The 19991-nt window shown below is 63.3% G+C and carries 17 protein-coding genes; 7 read left to right on the top strand and 10 right to left on the bottom strand.

The annotated features are described in order from the left end of the window. Window positions 1-53 precede the first annotated feature (53 nt). Window positions 54-2246, bottom strand: coding sequence for a bifunctional 23S rRNA (guanine(2069)-N(7))-methyltransferase RlmK/23S rRNA (guanine(2445)-N(2))-methyltransferase RlmL (gene rlmKL / locus R9B85_RS20515; RefSeq protein WP_112252105.1), 2193 nt, complete (start codon window positions 2244-2246; stop codon window positions 54-56). A gap of 561 nt (window positions 2247-2807) precedes the next feature. Between rlmKL and rmf the strand changes: the two genes are divergently transcribed. Next, window positions 2808-3023 (top strand): ribosome modulation factor, encoded by a 216-nt coding sequence (gene rmf, locus R9B85_RS20510; protein ID WP_003248687.1) that lies wholly within the window; start codon window positions 2808-2810, stop codon window positions 3021-3023. Between the two features lie 215 nt (window positions 3024-3238). Here the strand turns inward: rmf and R9B85_RS20505 are convergent, their stop codons facing one another. Then, window positions 3239-4261 carry a quinone-dependent dihydroorotate dehydrogenase gene (locus tag R9B85_RS20505; protein ID WP_423770526.1) on the bottom strand — a complete coding sequence of 341 codons (1023 nt, stop codon included), beginning with the start codon at window positions 4259-4261 and terminating at the stop codon, window positions 3239-3241. Window positions 4262-4582: 321 nt separating this feature from the next. Between R9B85_RS20505 and R9B85_RS20500 the strand changes: the two genes are divergently transcribed. The 5 genes from R9B85_RS20500 to cobA all read left to right on the top strand — a co-directional run bounded on the left by R9B85_RS20500 (window position 4583) and on the right by cobA (window position 10348). After that, window positions 4583-5794, top strand: a complete 1212-nt coding sequence (locus tag R9B85_RS20500) for a CmpA/NrtA family ABC transporter substrate-binding protein (RefSeq protein WP_112252102.1) — start codon at window positions 4583-4585, stop codon at window positions 5792-5794. Window positions 5795-5806: 12 nt separating this feature from the next. After that, window positions 5807-6382 (top strand): ANTAR domain-containing response regulator, encoded by a 576-nt coding sequence (locus R9B85_RS20495; RefSeq protein WP_112252101.1) that lies wholly within the window; start codon window positions 5807-5809, stop codon window positions 6380-6382. Between the two features lie 306 nt (window positions 6383-6688). Then, window positions 6689-7900 carry a nitrate/nitrite transporter gene (locus R9B85_RS20490; protein ID WP_207878722.1) on the top strand — a complete coding sequence of 404 codons (1212 nt, stop codon included), beginning with the start codon at window positions 6689-6691 and terminating at the stop codon, window positions 7898-7900. Between the two features lie 9 nt (window positions 7901-7909). Next, the gene (locus R9B85_RS20485; RefSeq protein ID WP_112252099.1) at window positions 7910-9580 is read left to right on the top strand and encodes a bifunctional protein-serine/threonine kinase/phosphatase; all 1671 of its coding nucleotides are present in this window, start codon (window positions 7910-7912) and stop codon (window positions 9578-9580) included. Between the two features lie 27 nt (window positions 9581-9607). Further along, on the top strand, window positions 9608-10348 hold the full coding sequence (gene cobA, locus R9B85_RS20480) for a uroporphyrinogen-III C-methyltransferase (protein WP_112252098.1): 741 nt from the start codon (window positions 9608-9610) through the stop codon (window positions 10346-10348). A 182-nt stretch (window positions 10349-10530) separates the two neighbouring features. Here the strand turns inward: cobA and R9B85_RS20475 are convergent, their stop codons facing one another. The 8 genes from R9B85_RS20475 to ppsA all read right to left on the bottom strand — a co-directional run bounded on the left by R9B85_RS20475 (window position 10531) and on the right by ppsA (window position 18877). Next, complete coding sequence (locus R9B85_RS20475) at window positions 10531-11568, bottom strand: OmpA family protein (protein WP_004376136.1); 1038 nt, start codon at window positions 11566-11568, stop codon at window positions 10531-10533. 111 nt (window positions 11569-11679) lie between these two features. After that, window positions 11680-12246: an RNA polymerase sigma factor SigX gene (gene sigX / locus R9B85_RS20470; protein ID WP_003248665.1), complete on the bottom strand. Its 567-nt coding sequence runs from the start codon at window positions 12244-12246 to the stop codon at window positions 11680-11682. A gap of 112 nt (window positions 12247-12358) precedes the next feature. Continuing rightward, a complete protein-coding gene (locus R9B85_RS20465; RefSeq protein WP_133970849.1) occupies window positions 12359-13183 on the bottom strand; it encodes a mechanosensitive ion channel family protein in 825 nt (274 codons plus the stop codon). Window positions 13184-13185: 2 nt separating this feature from the next. Beyond that, on the bottom strand, window positions 13186-13458 hold the full coding sequence (locus R9B85_RS20460; protein ID WP_004376140.1) for a hypothetical protein: 273 nt from the start codon (window positions 13456-13458) through the stop codon (window positions 13186-13188). A 214-nt stretch (window positions 13459-13672) separates the two neighbouring features. Next, complete coding sequence (locus R9B85_RS20455) at window positions 13673-14668, bottom strand: zinc transporter ZntB (RefSeq protein ID WP_063913854.1); 996 nt, start codon at window positions 14666-14668, stop codon at window positions 13673-13675. Window positions 14669-14695: 27 nt separating this feature from the next. Then, the gene (rraA, locus tag R9B85_RS20450; protein WP_013971668.1) at window positions 14696-15187 is read right to left on the bottom strand and encodes a ribonuclease E activity regulator RraA; all 492 of its coding nucleotides are present in this window, start codon (window positions 15185-15187) and stop codon (window positions 14696-14698) included. Window positions 15188-15406: 219 nt separating this feature from the next. After that, window positions 15407-16399 carry an alpha/beta fold hydrolase gene (locus R9B85_RS20445; protein WP_423770525.1) on the bottom strand — a complete coding sequence of 331 codons (993 nt, stop codon included), beginning with the start codon at window positions 16397-16399 and terminating at the stop codon, window positions 15407-15409. Between the two features lie 102 nt (window positions 16400-16501). Continuing rightward, window positions 16502-18877, bottom strand: coding sequence for a phosphoenolpyruvate synthase (ppsA, locus tag R9B85_RS20440; RefSeq protein WP_112252095.1), 2376 nt, complete (start codon window positions 18875-18877; stop codon window positions 16502-16504). Between the two features lie 177 nt (window positions 18878-19054). Between ppsA and ppsR the strand changes: the two genes are divergently transcribed. Further along, entirely contained in the window at window positions 19055-19873 is an 819-nt protein-coding gene (gene ppsR / locus R9B85_RS20435; protein WP_009684026.1) for a posphoenolpyruvate synthetase regulatory kinase/phosphorylase PpsR, read from the top strand. Window positions 19874-19991 lie beyond the last annotated feature (118 nt).

Raw genomic sequence — 19991 nt, 5'->3', positions numbered from 1 at the left:
CCTGTCCCCAGTTATAGCTATTGGCCATTAGCCGCGCAATGTACCTCGTCGCCTCAACGAAGCTGCAGGCGCCAGGCGCGATGGATACGGTTGTTGCGGGCGAAGTCCGGATCCAGGGTCTGGGCCGTGATTTCCTCCACCGCGTAACGCGCCATCAGGTGCTCGTCCAGCTGGAACTTGCGGAAGTTGTTGGAGAAATACAGCACGCCACCCGGCGCCAGGCGGGCCATGGCCAAATCAAGCAGCTGCACGTGGTCACGCTGCACATCGAATACGCCTTCCATGCGCTTGGAGTTGGAGAAGGTCGGCGGGTCGATGAAGATCAGGTCGTAGCTGTCGCGGTTACCCTCCAGCCAGGCCATCACATCGCCCTGCTCCAGGCGGTTGCGATCCGAGAAGCCATTGAGCGCCAGGTTGCGCCGCGCCCAGTCCAGGTAGGTTTTCGACAGGTCGACGCTGGTGGTGCTGCGGGCGCCACCCTTGGCCGCATGCACGGTGGCCGTGGCGGTGTAGCAGAACAGGTTGAGGAAGCGTTTGCCGTCTGCTTCGCGCTGGATGCGCATGCGCATCGGACGATGGTCGAGGAACAGGCCGGTGTCGAGGTAATCGGTAAGGTTGACCAGAAGCTTGACGCCGCCTTCGTTCACTTCCTGGAAGCGGCCTTCGGTTGCCTGGCGCTCGTACTGGCGCGTGCCGCTCTGCCGCTCGCGACGCTTGAGCACCACACGCTGCGGCGAAATGCCCAAGGCCTGCGGGATGGCTGCCAGCGCGTCGAGCAGGCGTGCCTGGGCCTTGTCCGGGTCGACCGAACGTGGCGCGGCGTATTCCTGCACGTGCACCCAGTCCTGGTACAGGTCGACCGCCAAGGCATATTCGGGCATGTCGGCATCGTACAGGCGGTAGCAATCGACCTGCTCGCGGCGGGCCCACTTGCCCAGCTGCCGGAGGTTTTTCTGCAGGCGGTTGGCGAACATCTGCGCACCTTCCGACAAACGTGCCGGCTCGCTGGCCGGTACTGCCTGCTGGCGGGTTTGCGCACCTTCAGGCTGCGCCTCGCGGCGCTCGCCGGTGACGAACTGGTCGGGCTGCACCTTGAACAGCAGCAGCTTGCACGGCAAGGCGCCGTTCCAGAATGCGTACTGCTTGTGGCTGCGAATACCCATGCGCTTGCCCAGCTGCGGCGCGCCAGTGAATACCGCCGCTTCCCAGCCCATGCAGGCCTGGCGCAGGCGCTCGCCGAGGTTCTGGTAGAGGTACAGCAGGCTGGCTTCGTCACCCAGGCGCTCGCCATAGGGCGGGTTGCTGATGACCAGGCCTTTCTGGTTCTGGTCCGGGCGCGGCTCGAAGGTGCTGACTTCGCCCTGGTAGATCTTGACCCAGTCGCCCAGGCCGGCACGCTCGACGTTGTTGCGGCCTGGCTGGATCAGCCGCGGGTCGGCCTCGTAGCCACGGATCCACAGCGGTGGCTTGGCCAGGCCGGCCTGTGCCCGCGCCTGCGCCTCGTCATGTACCTTGCGCCACAATGCCGGTACGTGGCCAAGCCATGCACTGAAGCCCCAGCGTTCACGCTTGAGGTTGGGCGCTATATCGGCGGCGATCATTGCCGCTTCGACCAGGAAGGTACCCACACCGCACATCGGGTCGGCCAGCGCGCCACCTTCGGCGGCAATGCGCGGCCAGCCGGCGCGGATAAGCACCGCCGCCGCCAGGTTTTCCTTCAGCGGCGCGGCGCCTTGCTGCAGACGGTAGCCACGCTGGTGCAGGCTGTGCCCGGAAAGGTCGAGGGAGAGAATGGCTTCGCCACGGTCCAGGCGCAGGTGCACGCGCACATCCGGGTCGATCTTTTCCACCGACGGGCGCAGGCCTTCGCGGTTGCGCAGCTTGTCGACGATCGCGTCCTTGACCTTCAACGCACCGAAGTGGGTGTTGTCGATGCCCGAGCCATGGCCGCTGAACTCCACTGCCAAGGTGCCGTCGGCTGCCAGGTGATCAGCCCAGTCGACCGCGTGCACGCCGTCGTAGAGGTCGTCGGCGTTCTTCATGGAGAAGCGCTTGAGTACCAGCAGCACCCGGTTGGCCAAGCGTGACCACAGGCACAGGCGGTAGGCGGTTTCCATGTCGGCGGCGCCGCGAATGGCCGAGGTGTGCTCGCGCACGTCATCCAGGCCGAGGGCCCGGGCCTCTTCGGCAAGCAGGCCTTCCAGGCCTTTGGGGCAGGTGAGGTAAAGTTCGAAACGGTCCGACATGAGTAATCCAGCGCCTTGGGCTATTTGACTGACGGGGCGACGCATCGCCCCGCGATGTTTGCCCGCACACCTTTCCAGCAGGCGTGCGGGTGGCCTTTCGTGGCACGCGAGCGTGCGGTGAAAGGCCGGGCCGCCTGACCGATCTGTGCTTGGCCCAGTGGCAAAGACAGCTTAGATCATCAGGCAGTACGAAAAATTCTGGCGATACCGGGGCCGATGTGACCCTTCGTCGCATTTCAAATTATTTCTGTCATCCGCAAGCCACGCTGGCGAAATGACGTCAATGATCGGCAAACCCTGATCATAGCGGGCTCAACGCTAAACAAGGTTGAGTCGCATTTATTTACTTATCCCCTCACCCTTGGAAAGGTTACGTGCTTATGACAAATCGATCATTCACACCGTGACTCGCATTCGATAGAACTGGTCTCAGGCCGCTTCGCAACGAGGCGGCACTTTCAGCTCGCCACGCCGGCAGCGAGCGCACACCGGCAGAAAGACTCTGCCCGGCCTCGGAGAGGCCGACGGGACATTACAGTCAACAAGTGAGGGCAACACCCTATGAGAAGACTTAAGCGTGATCCGTTGGAAAGAGCATATTCACGTGGCTACCAATACGGGGTCACCGGCAAATCCCGCGAACTTTGCCCCTTCAATCTTCCTTCTGTTCGCCAAGCCTGGATCAACGGCTGGCGTGAAGGTCGCGGTGATAACTGGGACGGAATGACTGGCACCGCTGGCATCCATAGACTCAACGAAAATCACGCCGTTGGCTGAACGAGGACACTGAATTCGATTCACCATGCACGCCCTATCCGGGCGGCGGGCGAAGGCCCAGGGGCCCCTTGATGGGGCCCTTTTTTTGCCATGGCAAACCTTCTCAACGGCACTGGCTTCTTCGCGGGTAAACCCGCTCCCACAGGTACTTCACTGCTCTCAAGCTTGTGTAGTCCCTGTGGGAGCGGGTTTACCCGCAAAGAGGCCGTGTCAGGTCACCGCGGCATCGCAGCGATAGCATCCACCGCTTCGCGAATCAGCGCCGGCCCCTTGTAAATGAAGCCCGAATAAATCTGCACCAGGCTCGCGCCGGCAGCGATCTTCTCGGCGGCATGGCGGCCTTCGGTAATGCCGCCAGCGGCAATGATCGGCAGCTTGCCGCCCAGTTCGCCCGCCAGCACCTTGACGATGTGGGTGCTCTTTTCCAGCACCGGCGCGCCCGACAGGCCGCCCGCCTCGCCACCGTATGGCAGCCCTTCGACACCTTCACGCCCCAGCGTGGTGTTGGTGGCGATCACCGCATCCATGCCCGACTCCATCAGCGCTGCGGCCACCAGGGCAGTTTCTTCGTCGCTCATGTCCGGGGCAATCTTGATTGCCAGAGGTACGCGCTTGCCATGCGTGCCGGCCAGTTGCTCACGGCGCTCGACCAGGGCATCGAGCAACTGCTTGAGCGAATCGCCAAATTGCAGGCTGCGCAGGCCCGGGGTGTTTGGTGAACTGACGTTGACCGTGATGTAACTGGCCGCGGTGTACACCTTGTCCAGGCAGATCAGGTAGTCATCGACGGCACGCTCCACCGGGGTGTCGAAATTCTTGCCGATGTTGATGCCCAGCACGCCGTTGTAACGCGCAGCCCGCACCCGGCCGAGCAGGTGATCAACACCCAGGTTGTTGAAGCCCATGCGGTTGATGATGGCCGTTGCCTCCGGCAGGCGGAACAGCCGCGGCTTGGGGTTGCCCGGCTGCGGTCGCGGGGTGACGGTGCCGATTTCGACGAAGCCGAAGCCCAGCTGGGCGAAACCGTCGATGGCCGCACCGTTCTTGTCCAGGCCGGCCGCCAGGCCCACCGGGTTGGCGAAGTTCAAGCCCATGACCGTAACCGGCAAAGCCGCCGGCTGCTTGCACAGCACGCCGTTGAGGCCAAGACGGCCACCGGCGCCGATCAGGTCCAAGGACAGGTCGTGGGAGGTTTCCGGGGAAAGCTTGAACAGCAGCTGGCGGGCCAGGGTATACATGGGCGGGCAAGGCTCGGGGTGAATGAGGGGGCGATTATAGCCAGCGTGGGGCCGGCATGACAGCAAATCGTGGGGCCGGTGAAGCTCTGACAGCCAGTGCAGTACCTGTGGGAGCGGGTTCACCCGCGAACACCGGCGAAGCCGGTGCCATCCACCGAGCTGCCTGCTTCGGGGGTGAACCCACTCCCACAGGGATCGCACAAGCTTTTAGCTTTGCGCAAGACAGTTGCTTTCACGGGGCCGCAATGCGACCCCAGGGCCTTTGGCACATGCGTTGCACCGGAAAAGCCCACAGCCTTATCAGTACGGGCGAGGAACCTTGTGAACACTGTACCCCGAGCAACGCCCCTGGCCTGGGTCAACGGCAGCGACGCGCCGGAAAAGCCCAGCCTGAACATCGGCTACATGGCCCTGACCGACTGCGCCTCGGTGGTAGTCGCCGCCACCCAGGGCTTTGCCCAGCAGCACGGCCTTACCCTCAACCTCAAACGCCAGGGTTCCTGGGCCGGGCTGCGCGACAAGCTGGTCAGCGGCGAACTGGATGCGGCGCACTGCCTGTATGGCCTGGTCTATGCCGTGCACCTGGGCATCGGCGGTGTACCGGCCAGCGAAATGGCCGTGCTCATGGGGCTGAACCAGAACGCCCAAGCCATAAACCTGTCTCCGGCCCTGCAGCGCAAAGGCGTGACCAACCCTGAAGCATTGGCGCGCCTGGCGCACCAGCATGGCGCACGCCTCACCTTTGCCCAGACCTTCCCCACCGGCACCCACGCCATGTGGCTGTATTACTGGCTGGCCAGCCAGGGCATCCACCCATTGCGCGACGTCGACAGCGTGGTGGTGCCACCGGCACAAATGGCCGCGCATATCCAGGCCGGGCGCATCGACGGTTTCTGCGTGGGCGAACCCTGGGCTGCCGATGCAGTGGCCACGGGCCAGGGCTTCACACTGGCCACCAGTCAGTCGATCTGGCCAGACCATCCGGAGAAGGTCCTGGCCTGCGCCCGCGCCTTTGCCGAGCAATACCCCAACAGTGCCCGCGCGCTGATCAAGGCGGTCCTGGCCGCCAGCCGCTTCATCGAGCAAAGCCCGGAAAATCGCCGCAGCACTGCGCAACTGCTCAGCGGCAGCGCCTACCTGGCCACCCCGCTGGCGAGTATCGAACCACGCTTGCTGGGCAGCTACCACGATGGCCTGGGCAACCACTGGCAAGATCCCCATGCACTGCGCCTGCACGACCATGGCCGGGCCAACCTGCCGTACCTGTCCGACGGCATGTGGTTCATGACCCAGTTCCGCCGCTGGGGCCTGCTGCGCGATGATCCCGACTACCTCGGCGTGGCCCGCCAGGTCCAGCAGCTGGCGTTGTATGGCGAGGCGGCACAAAGCCTCGGCGTGGCCTGCCCTGAACCAATGCGCAGCAGCCTGTTGATTGATGGCAGCCGCTGGGACGGCAGCGACCCCTACGGTTATGCCCGCAGTTTCAGCCTGCATGCCATGGGCGACCTGCCCGATGCCCGTGTCGGCGCGTGAGGGGTACCATTCATGTTGCGCATCCTCCTGATCGACGACACCCAGAGCAAACTCGGTCGCCTCAAGGCGGCCTTGAGCGAGGCCGGCTTCGAGGTCATCGAAGCCCCCGGCCTGACCATCGACCTGCCCGCCTGCGTCGAAACGGTGCGCCCGGATGTGGTGCTGATCGATACCGACTCACCGGACCGAGATGTGATGGAACAGGTGGTGCTTGTCAGCCGTGACCAGCCACGCCCCATCGTTCTGTTCACCGACGAGCATGACCCCGCCGTGATGCGCCAGGCGATTCAGTCGGGGGTCAGCGCCTACATCGTCGAAGGCATCCATGCGGCGCGGCTGCAGCCGATCCTGGATGTGGCCATGGCCCGCTTCGAAAGTGACCAGGCACTGAAGGCACAATTGTTGGCGCGCGACCAGCAACTGGCTGAGCGCAAGCGCATCGAGCAGGCCAAGGGTTTGCTGATGAAGATGAAGGATTGCAACGAAGAACAGGCCTACACCCTGATGCGCCGCCAGGCCATGAGCCGGCAGCAGAAGCTGATCCAGGTGGCCGAGCAGATCATTGCCATGCATGAAATGCTGGGCTAGCAACCTGCTTCACGCGGTCCCTGTAGGAGCGGCCTTGTGTCGCGATGGGCTGCGCAGCAGCCCCAGGATCTCAGCTTCGCGGCAGAGATTGCCGGGGCTGCTGCGCAGCCCATCGCGACACAAGGCCGCTCCTACAAGGGGACAGCAACTTCTCCGAGTTGGCCCATCTCTTGCTGAACAAATATCACCGGTAGCCAACGGCGGTTGCCCACTTGATCCCGACAAAGACGTCGCTCTCCCCTCCACCCATGTGGAGCGGGTGGCGGCGTCTTTTTCGTTCCGTTGCATTGCCGAGTGAGGTGTTCGATGAGTACCAGCTTCTGGAAATCCGGGCATGTGCCCACGCTGTTCGCCGCGTTCCTGTACTTCGACCTCAGCTTCATGGTCTGGTACCTGCTTGGCCCACTGGCGGTGCAGATTGCCGCCGATCTGCAGCTGAGTGCACAACAACGGGGCCTGATGGTGGCCACACCGATCCTGGCCGGGGCGATATTGCGCTTTGCCATGGGCGTGCTGGTCGACCGCCTGTCGCCCAAGACCGCCGGGCTGATCGGCCAGGTGGTGGTCATCGTCGCCCTCGCCGCTGCCTGGTACCTGGGCGTGCACAGCTATGAACAAGCGCTGCTGCTGGGTGTTTTCCTCGGCTTTGCCGGCGCGTCGTTCGCCGTGTCACTGCCGCTGGCCTCGCAATGGTACCCACCTCAGCACCAAGGCAAAGCCATGGGCATTGCCGGTGCCGGCAACTCCGGCACAGTGTTCGCCGCCCTGTTGGCCCCTGCGCTGGCTGCAGGCTTTGGCTGGAACAATGTGTTCGGCTTCGCGCTGATCCCGCTGTCGCTGGCCCTGTTGGTGTTCGCCCTGCTGGCACGCAATGCCCCGCAGCGCCCCAAGCCAAAAGCCATGGCCGACTACCTCAAGGCCCTGGGCGACCGTGACAGCTGGTGGTTCATGTTCTTCTACAGCGTCACCTTCGGCGGCTTCATCGGCCTGGCCAGCGCCCTGCCCGGCTATTTCAGCGACCAGTATGGCCTGAGCCCGATCACCGCCGGCTACTACACCGCTGCCTGCGTGTTCGCCGGCAGCCTGATGCGCCCACTCGGCGGCGCCCTGGCCGACCGCTTCGGCGGTATCCGCACTTTGCTGGGCATGTACAGCGTGGCGGCCATCTGCATCGCCGCAGTCGGCTTCAACCTGCCTAGCGCCGCCGCTGCACTGGCCCTGTTCGTCAGCGCCATGCTCGGCCTGGGGGCCGGCAATGGCGCAGTGTTCCAGCTGGTGCCGCAACGCTTCCGCCAGGAGATCGGCGTGATGACCGGGCTGATCGGCATGGCCGGCGGCATCGGAGGCTTCCTGCTGGCCGCCGGGCTTGGCACCATCAAGCAGCACACCGGAGACTACCAACTGGGGCTGTGGCTGTTCGCCAGCCTGGGCTTGCTGGCCTGGTTCGGCCTGCACGGCGTGAAACAGCGCTGGCGCACCACCTGGGGCTCGGCTGCGGTTACTGCGGCGCGAGTCTGAGGCACAGCCATGAGCCTGCAACTTAAGTTTGCCCAGGCCAGCGCCACCGGGCCGCGCGAGGAAAACCAGGACGCTCTGCGCCTGGTTACCCCGGCGCCGGAGCTGGCTGCCAGCAAGGGCTACCTGTTCGCCCTCGCCGACGGCGTCAGCCAATGTGCCGATGGTGGCCTGGCAGCCCGTGCCAGCCTGCAGGCGCTGGCTCTGGACTATTACGCCACCCCTGCGACCTGGAGCGTGGCCCAGGCACTCGACCGCCTGCTGCTGGCACAGAACCGCTGGTTGCGCGCCCAAGGCAGCGGCCAGCCACTTTTGACCACCCTCAGCGCGTTGGTGCTGCGTGGCCGGCGCTTTACCTTGGCCCACGTAGGGGACTGTCGCGCGTACCGCTGGCACGCCGGGCGCCTGCAATGCCTGAGCGAAGACCACGTATGGGATCAGCCCGGCATGCAGCATGTGCTGAAGCGCGCGCTGGGCCTGGACCAGCACTTGCTGGTGGATTACCTGGAAGGCGAACTGCAGCCGGGCGAGAGCTTCCTGCTGTTGAGCGATGGCGTATGGGCCAGCCTGGGCGACCAACACATCCAGGCGGTGCTGCGCGAGCAACCCGACCTGCAACTGGCCGTCGACACCCTGGTCGCCAGCGCGCACCTCAACGGCAGCCAGGACAACGCCAGTGCCTTGCTGGTGCAGGTCGAGCAACTGGGCACAGCCAACCTGGGCGACACCTTGGCGCAACTGCAGCAATGGCCTGTGCCCGGCCCGCTGCGTGAAGGCCAGGTAATCGATGGCTGGCAAACCGAAAAGCTGCTTTCGCACAGCCGCCAGTCGCTGCTGTACCGGGTGCGCGATGGCCATGGCCGAGCCTGGCTGCTGAAGACGCTGCCACCCGCGCGCGGGCAGGAGCCTGGCGCAGCGCAAGGGCTGTTGCTGGAAGAATGGTTCCTGCGCCGGGTCGCTGGCCGGCACTTCCCCGAGCTGCACACCGCCAGCCAGCGCCAGCACCTGTACTACGTGATGCGCGAATACCCCGGCCAGAGCCTGGCAGCGCTGCTGGCCGAGCACGGCCCGCTGCCCATGCCGCAGTGGCTGGAGCTGGCCCGGCAACTGCTGCAGGCGGTCGGCGTATTGCACCGGCGTAACCTGCTGCACCGCGACATCAAGCCAGAGAACCTGCACCTGGGCAGCGATGGCCAGCTGCGCCTGCTGGACTTCGGCCTGGCCTACTGCCCGGGCTTGTCCGAAGACCCGCTGCACGAGTTGCCGGGCACGCCGTCATACATTGCCCCGGAAGCATTCGATGGCCAACCGCCCAGCCCACGTCAGGACCTGTATGCCGTGGGCGTGACGCTGTATCACCTGCTGACCGGGCACTACCCCTACGGTGAAGTGGAGGCCTTCCAGCGCCCGCGCTTCGGCCAGCCGGTCAACGCCGCACGCTACCGCCCCGACCTGCCGGAATGGCTGCAGCACAACCTGCAGCAGGCACTGGCAGCCGACCCGGCGCAGCGCTTCGAAACCGCCGAACAATGGCTGCTGCTGCTCGAACGTGGCGACCGCCAGGAACTGCCCAGCCGGCCACGGCCGTTGCTGGAGCGAGAGCCATTGAAGGTATGGCGCACCCTGGCGCTGCTGTCCTTGCTGTTCAACCTGATATTGCTGCTCACCCTGCTCAAGGGCTGAACGCACCTTGCCGATGAGGAAACCCTGATGAATGCGAAAGTCTGGCTGGTTGGCGCTGGCCCTGGCGACCCAGAACTGCTCACCCTCAAGGCTGTACGCGCGTTGCAGCAAGCTGCGGTGGTGATGATCGACGACCTGGTCAACCCGGTGGTGCTGGAGCATTGCCCGCAGGCCCGGGTGATCGCCGTGGGCAAGCGCGGCGGCTGCCGCTCCACGCCACAGGCGTTCATCCAGCGCCTGATGCTGCGCCATGCACGGCAAGGGCGCTGCGTGGTGCGGCTCAAGGGCGGCGACCCATGCATCTTCGGCCGTGGCGGTGAAGAGGCGCTGTGGCTGCAGGGGCATGGCATCGAGGTGGAAGTGGTCAACGGCATCACCGCCGGTCTGGCCGGCGCCACGCAATGCGGGATTTCCCTGACCTCGCGAGGCGTGAGCCGGGGCGTGACGCTGGTCACGGCACATACCCAGGACGACAGCGAACTGAACTGGGCAGCCTTGGCCCAGGGCGGGACGACGCTGGTGGTGTACATGGGTGTGGCCAGGCTGGAGCAGGTGCGCCAAGGGTTGCTGGACGGGGGCATGGCACCGGGGACGCCGGTGGCGATGATCGAAAATGCCTCGTTGCCGCAGCAGCGGGAGTGCAGGAGCGATGTGCGGGGGATGGTTGAGGATGCGCGGGGGTTTGGCTTGCGTAGCCCGGCGATATTGGTGATTGGGGAGGTGGTTGGGGGGCAGGTGGCGCGGGACCTTGTGGCAATTGCTGGATGATAGGGTGCCTGATCTGGCCTCTTCGCGGGTAAACCCGCTCCCACAGGTACTGTACCTCTGCTGAAATCGGTGCAGTACCTGTGGGAGCGGGTTTACCCGCGAAAGGGCCGTCACAAGTGGCACAAATTACGGGCAAAGAAAAACCCGGCCGAGGCCGGGTTTTTCATGAAGCTTCAAACCAATTACTTGGCCTGGGCTTCTACCTGAGCTTCAACGCGACGGTTGACAGCGCGGCCTTCTTCGGTGGCGTTGTCGGCAACCGGACGGGTTTCGCCGTAGCCAACCGAGTCAACACGGCTGGATTCTACGCCGTACTGCTGGGTCAGGACCTGCTTGACAGCGTTGGCACGACGCTCGGACAGCTTCTGGTTGTAAGCGTCTGGGCCGACGGAGTCAGTGTGACCTTCCACGGTGGTGGTGGTCTGTGGGTACTGCTTCATGAAGTCAGCCAGGTTCTTGATGTCGCCGTAGCTGTTTGGCTTGACGACCGACTTGTCGAAGTCGAACTTGACGTCCAGCTCAACGCGAACGACTTCGGCAACAGCCGGGCAGCCATCAGCGTCAACGGTAACGTTGGCCGGGGTGTCAGGGCACTTGTCGACGTTGTCGCAAACGCCGTCGTTGTCGGAGTCGGAGCACACTTCGGCAACTGGAGCCGGAGCGACTTCAGCTTGCTTCGGGCTGCCGCCGAAGTTCAGACCAACACCAACGGTCGGACCCCACTCGGTGTTGCCGTTGTCGATGTTGTACATGGCTTCTACGCCGGCACGGGCAAAGAACATGTCGGTGATGTACCACTTGGCGCCAGCGCCAACGTTGGCGAAGGTGGAGTGGTCGCGGCCGCTACGAGTGGCCTGGCCCAGGCTCTCGTGAGCGAAACCGGCGGAAACGTACGGACGCAGAGCGTCGCCGACGGTACCGAAGTGGTAGGTAGCGTCGAGCTTGGCCTTGGAACCTTTGATGTCTTTGTTGAAGACTTCACCACGAGCGTTGTGGGTCTCGTTGTAGCCGAGGTCCAGGGAAACGTCGTCGGTCAGGAAGTAGCCCAGGCGAACACCAGGATTGGTGCCGTCGTTCTTGAAGTTACGTTCGCTGTCGTAGTACTGCTTGGTAACGTTGCCTTCGATTTCCACAGCGCCTTGGCCTTGAGCCAGAACGCCGAACGAAGTAGCAGCGACGAGCGAGCCAATGGCCAAGCCCAAGGTGTTTTTCAATTTCATCCGTTAAATCCCCATCTGGTGATAGTTAAGCAGTCCCACCACAAACAAGGGGGACAACTCGACGGCAAGTCTAGCAGAACTCGCCGGTTCGTTAGAGATATTTGCATGCCACTAAGTTTCATCGAGGCCGGCAAATTTCTCCCGAAGCTTGTCTAGCGCGCGCTTGTAGCGCATTTTCGTCGCGCTCAGGCCCATGTGCATGATGTCGGCAATTTCCTGAAATTCCAGCTCTGCGACAAAACGCAGCACCAGGATTTCCCGGTCAATCGGGTTCACATGCACCAGCCACTTGTCCAGCCCGCCCTTTTCTTCCGGCTTCGGCGCCTTGTCTTCGGACGCCTCTTCCACAGGGTCCAGACTCAAGGCATCCATCAACCGGCGTTTACGGCGCTCTTTGCGGTACTGGGTAATGCATTCGTTGTAGGTGATGCTGTAGAGCCAGGTCTTGAACTTGGACTTACCCTCGAAGTTCTTCAGCCCGTACAGCACTTTCAACATGACTTCCTGACAGACATCGTCCGCGTCACGGTCGTTCCCCAGATAACGCGCGCAGACGTTGAACAGGGTCCGTTGGTAGCGCCGCATGAGCTCCTCATAGGCGCGGGTAACGTGGTACAGCTCCTCATGCGAACGCGCCACCAACTCTTCGTCGGTGAGCTCGCGGGGGTCATAACGCATGGGCGGCGAATGAACTTTATTCAAAACGGATCTGGCCGACAGTCAGGTCAATGTCGCCGCGCGACCCCGTGGGTCGATTTTCGCGGCGGCATACATTAACAGCTTTGTGCGGTTAGCGGCTATTGACTCGCTGTTCAAGCAACTCGCGATTGGACAGCGACACCAGTTCGCCATCATCGGTCAGCAGCGTCGTCTTGACCGTACCGATCTCCTCGATATGCCCTTCGACCTCTCCAATCCGCACCTGCTGGCCGACCTGATACAGTTCGCGCACGTAGATGCCGGCCAGGATCTGCCCGGCGATTTCGCGGCTGCCCAGGCCCATTGCCAGCGCAACGGCCAGACCAACGGTAATCAGCCCGATCACGATCACATGGTTCAGCAGGTCGGTTTTCACCTCCAGCTGGCTGATGGCCACCGAGATGCTGATGATGATCACCAGGCCCTGGGTGATACGCCCCAGGCCTGCCGAGTATTCCAGGCCGATGCCTTCGGCTGCGCCGCGTACCAGGCCGTTTGCCACCTGGGCCAGCAGCACGCCAGCCAGCAGCACCAAGGCTGCGCCGAACACCTTCGGCAGGTACAGGGCAAGCATGTCGAGGGTTGCCGAGACCCGCTCCAGGCCCAGCGACTCGGCGGCCGAGACCAGGAAGATGAGCAGCACGAACCAGTAGACGATCTTGCCAATCAAGGTGGAGATCGGCACCTGGATGCCGACCCGGCCGAGCATCTTGGTCAGGCCGGTGCCGCCCATCAGGCGGTCCAGGCCGAACTTGGCCAGCAGTTTGGACAGCAGTGTGTCGAGCAGCTTGGCCACCACGAAACCGAGCAGCACCACGACCAGCGCGCCGAACAGGTTGGGGATGAAGTTCGCTACCTTGGTCCAAAGGGCAGTCATGGCGGTGACCAGGCTCTGGGTCCAGAGATCGAGTTCCATATTCAATCGGCCTTATCTGCTTTGCTGCCGTTGGCAGCGTTGCGGGAAGAGTGTCGACGCACCGGCGCAACATGCGCCGCGCCATTGTTCACGGCGATCAGCAGCGCCTGGCTCCAGCGGCCAAGCAGGCTGAACAGATCACCCGCGCCAACCTGGCGGTTGGCGGTTTTCAGCACGCGACCCAGGCAGGCGGCGTCGTCCCGGTCGTCCCGGTCATTGCCGGAGGGTGACGCCTTGAGCAGGTCGCGCAGGGATTCTTCAAACGGATCGTGCATGGGCACCTCGCGCAGTGTCAGTCAGAGACGAGATGGCCGGTCGATGGGTCACACATCGCATTGGGACGAGTGTTTCAAAATGAATGGCGCTTGCCTGCACTGGCCCTATCGCCGGCAAGCCAGCTCCCACAGGGGTACCACAAGCCTTGAAACCTGTGGTGCACCTGTGGGAGCTGGCTTGCCGGCGATAGGGCCGGTGCAGGTCAATGAGCATCTATACCCACCGCAACCGCCGGAACAGCCACCACTGCCCCACCGCCAGCCCCAGCACGACGATGCAGGCAAACAGGAAGCCATAGGGGTTTTCCGCCCCCGGGATGCCGCCGACATTGATGCCCAGCAGCCCGGTGATGAAGCTCATGGGCAGGAAGATGCAGGTGATGATGCCAAAGCGGTACATGGTGCGGTTCATGCGCTCGCTGCGCCGGCGATCCTGGCTTTCCAGCACCAGGGCGGCCCGTTCGCGGGTCAGTTCCAGCTCTTCGAGGTAGCGGATCAGGCTGTTGTTCAGCTCGTTCCAGTAATCGGCGTCGGCATCGACGAACCAGCTCCATTTGCTACGCGACAGCTGGGCGTAGATCTCCCGCTGCGGAGCCAGGAAACGCCGCAGGCCGGCGGCACGCCGGCGGATCTGCTGCAGGCAGCCATTCTCCGGGGTGTACCGTTCGTCGGATTCGACCTTTTCTTCTTCCAGGTCGACCAGTTCGGACAGGTCGCTGACCAGGCCCTGGACCTTTTCGGTCAGCAGTTCGCCCATCAGCAGCAACAGCTCGGAAGCCGATTTCGGGCCCCTGCCCTCTTCGAGCTGCTGAAGAATCTCGTCACTGGCGCGCAACGGCCGCAGGCGCAGCGAGATGACCCGCTGCGCCTCGGCGAAGATGCGCACCGAGACCATGTCTTCAGGCTCTGCCCCCGGGTTGAGGTTGACCCCACGCAGGAACAGCAACAACTGTTCATCGGCCATGGGCAGCAGGCGCGGCCGGGTGTTTTCTTCCAGCAGAAGCTCGCAGGCGAACGCACTCAGGCCGCTGTCGTGCAGCAGCCAGGTACGGGTTTGCGGATGGCTGCGGTCCCAGTGCAGCCACAGGCTCTGCTCGGGTTGCAGCTGCAGGTCGTCCAGTTCGGTACGGGCAATCGAGCGCGCCCCGCCTTTGCCATCGAGCACCAGGGCGTGTACCAGCCCCCACTGCGCGTTGTCTTCCTCGAACATCAAAGCTCCATCAGCGCGGGCGGCGCCTCACTCAGGCATTTTCAGCGGGCTTGGCGAGACCAGCACGCCATTGTTGTCGGCATACACATACTCGCCCGGGCGGAAGGTCACCCCGGCGAAGGTCACTGGCACGTTGAGGTCGCCGATGCCGCGCTTGTCGGTCTTCATAGGGTGGCTGGCCAGCGCCTGCACGCCGACGTCGGTCTGGATCAGCACATCGACGTCACGCACGCAGCCGTAGATCACCAGCCCTTCCCAGCCGTTCCTGGCAGCCTTTTCGGCGAGCATGTCACCGAGCAGTGCGCGGCGCAGCGAACCACCACCATCGACGACCAGGACCTTGCCCTTGCCATCGAGTTCGACCTGCTCCTTGACCAGCGAGTTGTCTTCGAAGCATTTGATGGTGACGATCTGGCCACCGAACGAATCGCGGCCGCCGAAATTGCTGAACATCGGTTCCAGCACCTGCACCAGGTCCGGGTAGGCATCACACAGGTCGGGCGTAACGTAATGCTGCATGGGAAGCTCCTGTCAGTCACAACGAAAGCGGGTATCGGCCAAGGCTACACCGTAGAGCCCATTGCAGTCATCCGGGACCAAGCAGTCAGTTGTGTTTTGCCTGTACCGGCCTCTTCGCGGGTAAACCCGCTCCCACAGAGTCCTCACTGCACTCGAGCCCTGTGGAGTTCCTGTGGGAGCGGGTTTACCCGCGAAGAGGCCAGTACAGGCGCAATCCATTCAACTGGCGGGCACCGGCTCCGCCACCACAGTGGACTCATGCACCGGCACCAGCGGGTCACGCAGCCACCGTTCCACCAGCGGCCACACCTGCACCTGCGCGGCCTTGCTCACCAGCATGTCGACATGCCCGAAAGCCTCGAAGCCTTCCTCGGGGCCCAGCCGCAGAAACTGCTTGCGCTCACCGCCCAATTGCTCGAACAGCTTGCGGCAAGCCCACACCGGGTCCTGGAAGTCTCCCGCACCCGCCACCGCCAGCAGCAGCACATCCACCTCGGCCAGCCCCGCCCACCAGTCGCTCTGCTTGTCGCCAAAGCGCCCGAACAGGCCATGCCAGCGCATGCTTTCCAGGGCCAGGCCAATCGGCTCGTCCTCCGGCCCACGCTTGAAGCGCGGACCGGAAATCTGCCCCCAGCGCTTGAGCAGCAGCTTCGCCCCCCAGGCCAGCGGCGGCACCTTCAACGGCCAGTACACGCGGCTGATCTGGGTACCGAACAGCGCCACGCTGGCCACCTGCTCGGCAGGCAGAAAGCCACCGCCCAGCGCTGCCGCCAGGGTCGTACCACCCAGGGAATGGCCGACCCAGTGCGGCGCCTGGCCCGATTGCTCGCGCACGAACGCGGCAATCAGCGGCAGGTCATCGCGGGCATAGGCGGCAACGCTGTTGTGCTTCCAGTCATGGTTGCGCGGCGACAGGCCGTGGCCGCGCATTTCCGGGATCCACACATCGAAGCCGGCGCGGGCGAGATAGGCCCCCAGGCCAACCCCTTTGGGCGAGTACCAGAAGCGGCGGTTGGAAAAGCTGCCATGCAGGAGAATGACCGGCACGCCCTGGGCCTGGCCCTGATCGGCCAGCCCCAGGCGGGTGACGGCCAGCTCGACGCTGGGGTCAGGGCTGTTGCCGGCCTTGATCCGGTACACGTCTTCGCTGAGGTCGCCGCGGCGTTCGGCACTGAGCAAGGCCACGGGGAATAGAGTGCTGCTGCTTTGCATAAGGTTGCTTGGTGCACAAAAAAGGGCGGGATCCATTACTGGAGCTCGCCCTGGAAAAAACCAGGCGGGGATACGCCAGACGTACCCCCGCGTTTTACTGCTTCAGACCGCGCCTTGCCCTTCGGCCAGGTAGAACCAGGTTTCGAGTACCGAGTCCGGGTTCAGCGACACGCTGTCGATGCCCTGTTCCATCAGCCACTTGGCCAGGTCCGGGTGGTCCGACGGGCCCTGGCCGCAGATGCCGATGTACTTGCCAGCCTTGTTGCACGCGGCAATGGCGTTGGCCAGCAGCTTCTTCACCGCAGGATTTCGCTCGTCGAACAGGTGGGCAATGATGCCCGAATCACGGTCCAGGCCCAGGGTCAGCTGGGTCAGGTCGTTGGAGCCGATCGAGAAGCCGTCGAAGTATTCCAGGAACTCTTCGGCGAGGATGGCGTTGGACGGCAGTTCGCACATCATGATCACGCGCAGGCCGTTGTCGCCACGGGCCAGGCCGTTTTCGGCGAGCAGGTCGACGACCTGGCTGGCTTCGCCCAGGGTACGCACGAACGGCACCATGATCTCGACGTTGGTCAGGCCCATTTCGTTGCGCACGCGCTTGAGCGCACGGCATTCGAGCTCGAAGCAGTCACGGAACGATTCGCTGATGTAACGCGAAGCGCCACGGAAGCCCAGCATCGGGTTTTCTTCTTCCGGCTCGTACAGCTTGCCGCCGATCAGGTTGGCGTACTCGTTGGACTTGAAGTCCGACAGGCGCACGATGACCTTTTTCGGGTAGAAGGCCGCAGCCAGGGTGCTGATACCCTCGACCAGCTTCTCGACATAGAAGCCTACCGGGTCGTTGTAGCCGGCGATGCGCTTGTCGACGCTGTCTTTCAGGTCGGCAGGCAGGCCTGCATAGTTCAGCAGCGCCTTGGGGTGCACGCCGATCATGCGGTTGATGATGAACTCCAGGCGCGCCAGGCCGACACCGGCGTTGGGCAGCTGGGCGAAATCGAAGGCGCGGTCCGGGTTGCCGACGTTCATCATGATCTTGAACGGCAGGTCGGGCATGGCATCGACCGAGTTCTGCTTGATGTCGAAGCCCAGCTCGCCCTCGAAGATGAAGCCGGTATCGCCTTCGGCGCAAGAAACGGTCACGCCTTGGCCGTCTTTCAGCACCTGGGTGGCGTTGCCGCAACCGACCACGGCCGGAATACCCAGCTCACGGGCGATGATCGCTGCGTGGCAGGTGCGCCCGCCGCGGTTGGTGACGATGGCGCTGGCGCGCTTCATTACCGGTTCCCAGTCCGGGTCGGTCATGTCGGAAACCAGCACATCGCCCGGCTGGACCTTGTCCATTTCCGATACGTCGTTGATCACGCGAACCTTGCCGGCGCCGATGCGCTGGCCGATGGCACGGCCTTCGACCAGCACGGTGCCCTTCTCTTTCAGCAGGTAGCGTTCCATGACGTTGGCGCTGGAGCGGCTTTTTACCGTTTCGGGGCGCGCCTGGACGATGTACAGCTTGCCGTCGTCACCGTCCTTGGCCCATTCGATGTCCATCGGGCGCTGGTAGTGCTGCTCGATGATCATGGCCTGCTTGGCCAGCTCGCTGACCTCGGCATCGGTCAGGCAGAAGCGCGCGCGCTCGGCACGGTCCACTTCGACAGTCTTGACCGAACGGCCGGCCTTGGCTTCTTCGCCGTAGACCATCTTGATCGCCTTGCTGCCCAGGTTGCGGCGCAGGATGGCCGGGCGGCCGGCCTCCAGGGTTTGTTTGTGCACGTAGAATTCGTCAGGGTTGACCGCACCCTGCACCACGGTTTCGCCCAGGCCGTAGGCGCCGGTGATGAACACCACGTCGCGGAAGCCCGACTCGGTGTCAAGGGTGAACATGACGCCGGCAGTGCCGGTTTCGGAACGGACCATGCGCTGCACGCCGGCGGACAGGGCCACCAGCTTGTGATCGAAGCCCTGGTGCACGCGGTAGGCGATGGCGCGGTCGTTGAACAGCGAGGCGAACACTTCCTTGGCCGCGCGGATCACGTTGTCGACGCCACGGATGTTGAGGAAGGTTTCCTGCTGGCCGGCGAACGAGGCGTCCGGCAAGTCTTCGGCAGTGGCCGAGGAACGCACGGCAACCGCCATGTTGTCGTTGCCGGCAGCCATTTCGGCGAAGGCCGTACGGATTTCCGAATCCAGACGGGCCGGGAAGTCGGCTTCCATGACCCACTGGCGAATCTGCGCGCCGGTCTTGGTCAGGGCGTTGATGTCATCCACATCGAGTGCGTCGAGCGCGGCGTGGATACGGTCGTTGAGACCACTCTGTTCGAGAAAATCGCGGTACGCCTGCGCCGTAGTGGCAAAGCCGCCCGGCACCGATACACCAGCACCTGCGAGGTTGCTGATCATCTCGCCCAGGGATGCGTTCTTGCCCCCCACATGCTCCACATCATGGACGCCGAGCTTATCGAGGGAAACTACGTACTCTACCAAGGTGATCTCTCCACTAACTGTGTTGGAAAAGCTCAAGGGCGCCCGCCTGCCTTCGTTGACTTGGCCGGACGCTTGTGGCCTGTACCCGGAAAATAAGTGAGAATGCCGACAGCCGCATTCGGCAAACCGAACTTATCATATCCAGAAAACGTCATCAGCTTAAGGCCCAGATCGCAAATGAAACGAACCGCGTTCTTCATCTCCGACGGCACCGGCATCACTGCCGAAACCCTGGGCCAGAGTCTGCTCGCTCAATTCGAGAGCATTCCGTTCAATAAATTCACCCGTCCCTACATCGATTCGCCGGAAAAGGCGCGGACCATGGTCCAGCAAATCAACGCTGCGGCCGAGCGCGATGGTGTACGCCCGATCATCTTCGACACCATCGTCAACCAGGACATCCGTGAGATACTGGCGACCTCGAATGGCTTCATGATCGACATCTTTTCTTCGTTTTTGTCCCCGCTTGAGCAGGAATTGACTGCCCATTCGTCGTATTCCGTCGGCAAATCGCACTCGATCGGCGGCAATTCCAACTACATGGAACGCATCGAGGCGGTGAATTTCGCCCTCGACAACGACGACGGCGCGCGGACCCACTACTACGACAAGGCCGACCTGATCCTGGTAGGCGTATCGCGCTGCGGCAAGACCCCAACCTGCCTGTACATGGCCATGCAGTTCGGCATCCGCGCCGCCAACTACCCGCTGACCGAGGACGACATGGAGCGCCTGCAACTGCCGGCGGTGCTGAAAAAGCACCACAACAAGCTGTTCGGCCTGACCATCGACCCGGACCGGCTGACCGCCATCCGCCATGAACGCAAGCCCAACAGCCGCTATTCCAGCTTTGCCCAGTGCGAGTTCGAAGTGCGCGAGGTGGAAAGCCTGTTCCGCCGGGAGAACATTCCCAACATCAATTCCACGCATTTTTCCGTGGAGGAGATTTCGGCGAAGATCCTGGTCGAGAAAGGGGTGGAGCGCAGGTTCAAGTAAGCCTGTACCGGCCTCTTCGCGGGTAAACCCGCTCCCACAGGGACTCACTACACTCAAGTCTTGTGATATCCCTGTGGGAGCGGGTTCACCCGCGAAAGGGCCAGCACAGGAATACAAA

Origin of the sequence: Pseudomonas sp. NLJ1 (assembly GCF_049486705.1) — a bacterium.
Taxonomy (GTDB): Bacteria; Pseudomonadota; Gammaproteobacteria; order Pseudomonadales; family Pseudomonadaceae; genus Aquipseudomonas; species Aquipseudomonas inefficax.
Note: the sequence above shows the minus strand (reverse complement) of the source record. Positions and strands in the feature narration are given on the sequence as shown.